Annotated in this window: 5 protein-coding genes; 2 read left to right on the top strand and 3 right to left on the bottom strand. The window is 68.3% G+C overall.

Going from position 1 to position 2,775, the window contains the following annotated elements; genetic code table 11:
- Both G6027_RS16275 and G6027_RS16280 read left to right on the top strand, forming a co-directional pair.
- Nucleotides 1–296 (top strand): crosslink repair DNA glycosylase YcaQ family protein (locus tag G6027_RS16275; RefSeq protein ID WP_182638063.1); only part of this gene is annotated, 296 nt, incomplete at its 5' end.
- A gap of 91 nt (nt 297–387) precedes the next feature.
- The gene (locus G6027_RS16280; RefSeq protein ID WP_182638064.1) at nt 388–825 is read left to right on the top strand and encodes a CD225/dispanin family protein; all 438 of its coding nucleotides are present in this window, start codon (nt 388–390) and stop codon (nt 823–825) included.
- Nucleotides 826–922: 97 nt separating this feature from the next.
- Here G6027_RS16280 and G6027_RS16285 read toward each other — a convergent pair whose 3' ends face one another.
- The 3 genes from G6027_RS16285 to G6027_RS19100 form a co-directional block, all read right to left on the bottom strand.
- Nucleotides 923–1,339, bottom strand: a complete 417-nt coding sequence (locus G6027_RS16285; protein ID WP_182638065.1) for a CoA-binding protein — start codon at nt 1,337–1,339, stop codon at nt 923–925.
- A gap of 124 nt (nt 1,340–1,463) precedes the next feature.
- Nucleotides 1,464–2,357 carry a polyphosphate kinase 2 gene (ppk2, locus tag G6027_RS16290; protein ID WP_182638066.1) on the bottom strand — a complete coding sequence of 298 codons (894 nt, stop codon included), beginning with the start codon at nt 2,355–2,357 and terminating at the stop codon, nt 1,464–1,466.
- 36 nt (nt 2,358–2,393) lie between these two features.
- A partial coding sequence (locus G6027_RS19100) for an exodeoxyribonuclease III (RefSeq protein ID WP_241727204.1) occupies nt 2,394–2,775 on the bottom strand: 382 nt, incomplete at its 5' end.

Genomic DNA, 2,775 nt, shown 5'->3' on the forward strand with positions numbered 1-2,775 from the left:
GGCTGGCCGCTGCGGGGAGGTCCGCGGACGCCGTGCTCCTACTGCCGGGTTTCGACGAGTACCTGCTCGGCTACGGCGACCGGTCCCACGCGGTGGATCCAGACCATGCCGGATCGATCGTTCCCGGCAACAACGGCGTGTTCCGGCGGACGGTGGTGCACAGGAGCAAGGTGATCGCCACGTGGAGAACAGTGGGCGCGGGCGGCCGGCGTCGTATCGAGACCGCGCCGTTCTCGCCGCTGTCCGGGGTGCAATCGACGGGGATCGCGCGGGCGTTCCGCAGGCACCCGATCTGACGGGTTGCGCGTGCGGCACCGGCCAGGTGTGGGCCGTCCGTGACGCAGGAGGCTGTTTCGGCCGACATCACTCCGGGGCTACGATTCGGTCATGACGAACCCGAGCTACCCCGGTTCCCCCTCCGACTCCCCGTTCGGGGCGGGCCAGCCCCACGGACAGGAGTCCGGCTACTGGCAGGACTCGTCCTACGGTCAGAGCGCACCCTCCTACGGCCAGCACCCCGGCTACGCGAGCCAGGGGACCGGAGCGTTCACCGGCTCCCCCGGGGTCGCCCGACCCGGCCCGCCGTCGAACATCGGGTGGGCGGTGGCCTCGCTCCTGTTCTTCTGGCCGCTGTCGTTCGTCGCGATGACCCGCGCCTCGGATGTCTACCCGCTGTGGGCGGCCGGCCACCACGCCGAGGCGGAGGCCGCGAGCGCTTCCGCCAAGAAGTTGGGCCTCATCTCGCTCGCCATCTTCGGGGGACTCGTGGTCCTCTACTTCGTCTTCATCATCGCCATGGTGGGGCTGGCGTCCACCGGGTACTGATCCTCCACCGGGTACTGATCGCCAGCGCGCGGGCGCCGGGCCGCAGGCGCCGGTGTGGGGTCGTCACAGAACGACCGCGTCTGGACCCGACCGCGCCTCAGATCAGCCCCAGCCGCGGAGCCTCGATAGCCGGGCACGCATCCATCACCACGTCGAGCCCGGCGTCCGCGGCCCGCCGAGCCGCGTCCTCGTCGACGACGCCCAGCTGTAACCAGACCGCCTTCGCCCCCCTTGCGATGGCCTCGTCCACTACGCCGCCAGCCAGCTGGGAGTTCACGAAGACGTCCACGACGTCGATCTCCCCCGGCACTGACGCCAGGTCCGGGTAGCCCTGCTGTCCGTGGACCGTCTCGGCCTTCGGATGGACCGGGACGATCTCGTGGCCCAGGTCCCGGACGTAGGCGGCGATCCCGTACGCCGTGCGTGCGGCATTCGAGGACAGGCCCACCACGGCCCACCGCCCGCGATCCGAGAGCAGGCGCGTGATGACGGTCGGATCATTCGTATGGCTCATACCCTGTGCAATGCGCGCGGTCGCGCAGACATTCCCCGACGGGCCCTGTGCGCGGGTCCTTCCTTCGCAAGCTCAGTCAGTCCCCGACGGGCCTTGTGCGCGGGTCCTTCCTTCGCACGCTCAGTCAGTCCCCGACGGCGACCTTGCCGCGCCGGACGATCTTCGGGTCGGGGTCGAACACGACCTGCGGGTCCTTCTCCGGGTAGTCGAACTGGTTGAGGAAGTGGCGCATCGCGTTGATGCGCGCCCGCTTCTTGTCGTTGGACTTGATGGTGATCCAGGGCGCCCAGTCGGTGTCGGTGCGCCGGAACATCTCCTCCTTGGCGGCGGTGTACTTGTCCCACTTGTCCAGGGACTCCAGGTCCATCGGGGAGAGCTTCCACCGTCGGACCGGATCCAGCTGACGGATCGCGAAGCGGGTCTTCTGCTCCTCCCGGGTGACCGAGAACCAGAACTTGGTCAACCCGATGCCGGATTCCACGAGCATCTTCTCGAACATGGGTGCCTGCTCCATGAACGTGGAGTACTGGGCGTCCGTGCAGAACCCCATCACCCGCTCGACACCCGCCCGGTTGTACCAGGACCGGTCGAACATCACGAGCTCGCCGCGGGTGGGCAGATGACTGATGTAGCGCTGGAAGTACCACTGGTACAGCTCGGTCTCGGTGGGCTTGATCAGCGCCACCACGCGGGCCTGGCGGACGTTGATGTACTCGGTGAACCGCTTGATCGTCCCGCCCTTGCCGGCGGCGTCCCGGCCCTCGAACACGATCACGTGCCGGTGACCCGACTCGGCCTGCCAGTTCTGGAACTTGAGCAGCTCGATCTGCAGCAGGTACTTCTCCACCTCGTACTGGTTGCGGTCCAGCCGGTGGTCGTACGGGTAGTTCTCCCGCCAGGTGTCCACGGCCCTGCCGTTGATGTCGATGAGGTCGGGGTCCTCACCGTGGTCGTCGCGGACGGTGAAGCCCTCGGCGCGCAGCCGGTCGATGTAGTGACGGAGTTGGAACGTGGACATCGGTGGGAGCTCCTGTGCTGAGACTGGGTAGCGGTATCAGTCGAGGTCCACGACGACTGGAGCGTGGTCGGAGGCGCCCTTGCCCTTGCGCTCCTCGCGATCGATGAACGCGCCCGTCACCCGTGCCGCCAGCTCCGGCGAGTGCAGCTGGAAGTCGATGCGCATGCCCTGCTTCTTGGGAAAGCGCAGCTGGGTGTAGTCCCAGTAGGTGTAGACGCCGGGACCCGGGGTGTACTCGCGGGTGACCTCGCGGAAGCCCGCGCCGTCGAAGGCGGCGAAGGCCTGCCGCTCGGGCTCCGAGACGTGGGTCTTGCCGTCGAAGACCTCCATGTCCCACACGTCGTCGTCGTGCGGTGCCACGTTCCAGTCGCCCACGAGCGCCACCTGCGCGGCCGGGTCGGCGGCGAGCTCGGCGGAG

The sequence above is a fragment of the Dietzia sp. SLG310A2-38A2 genome, assembly GCF_014145095.1.
Classification (GTDB): Bacteria; Actinomycetota; Actinomycetes; order Mycobacteriales; family Mycobacteriaceae; genus Dietzia.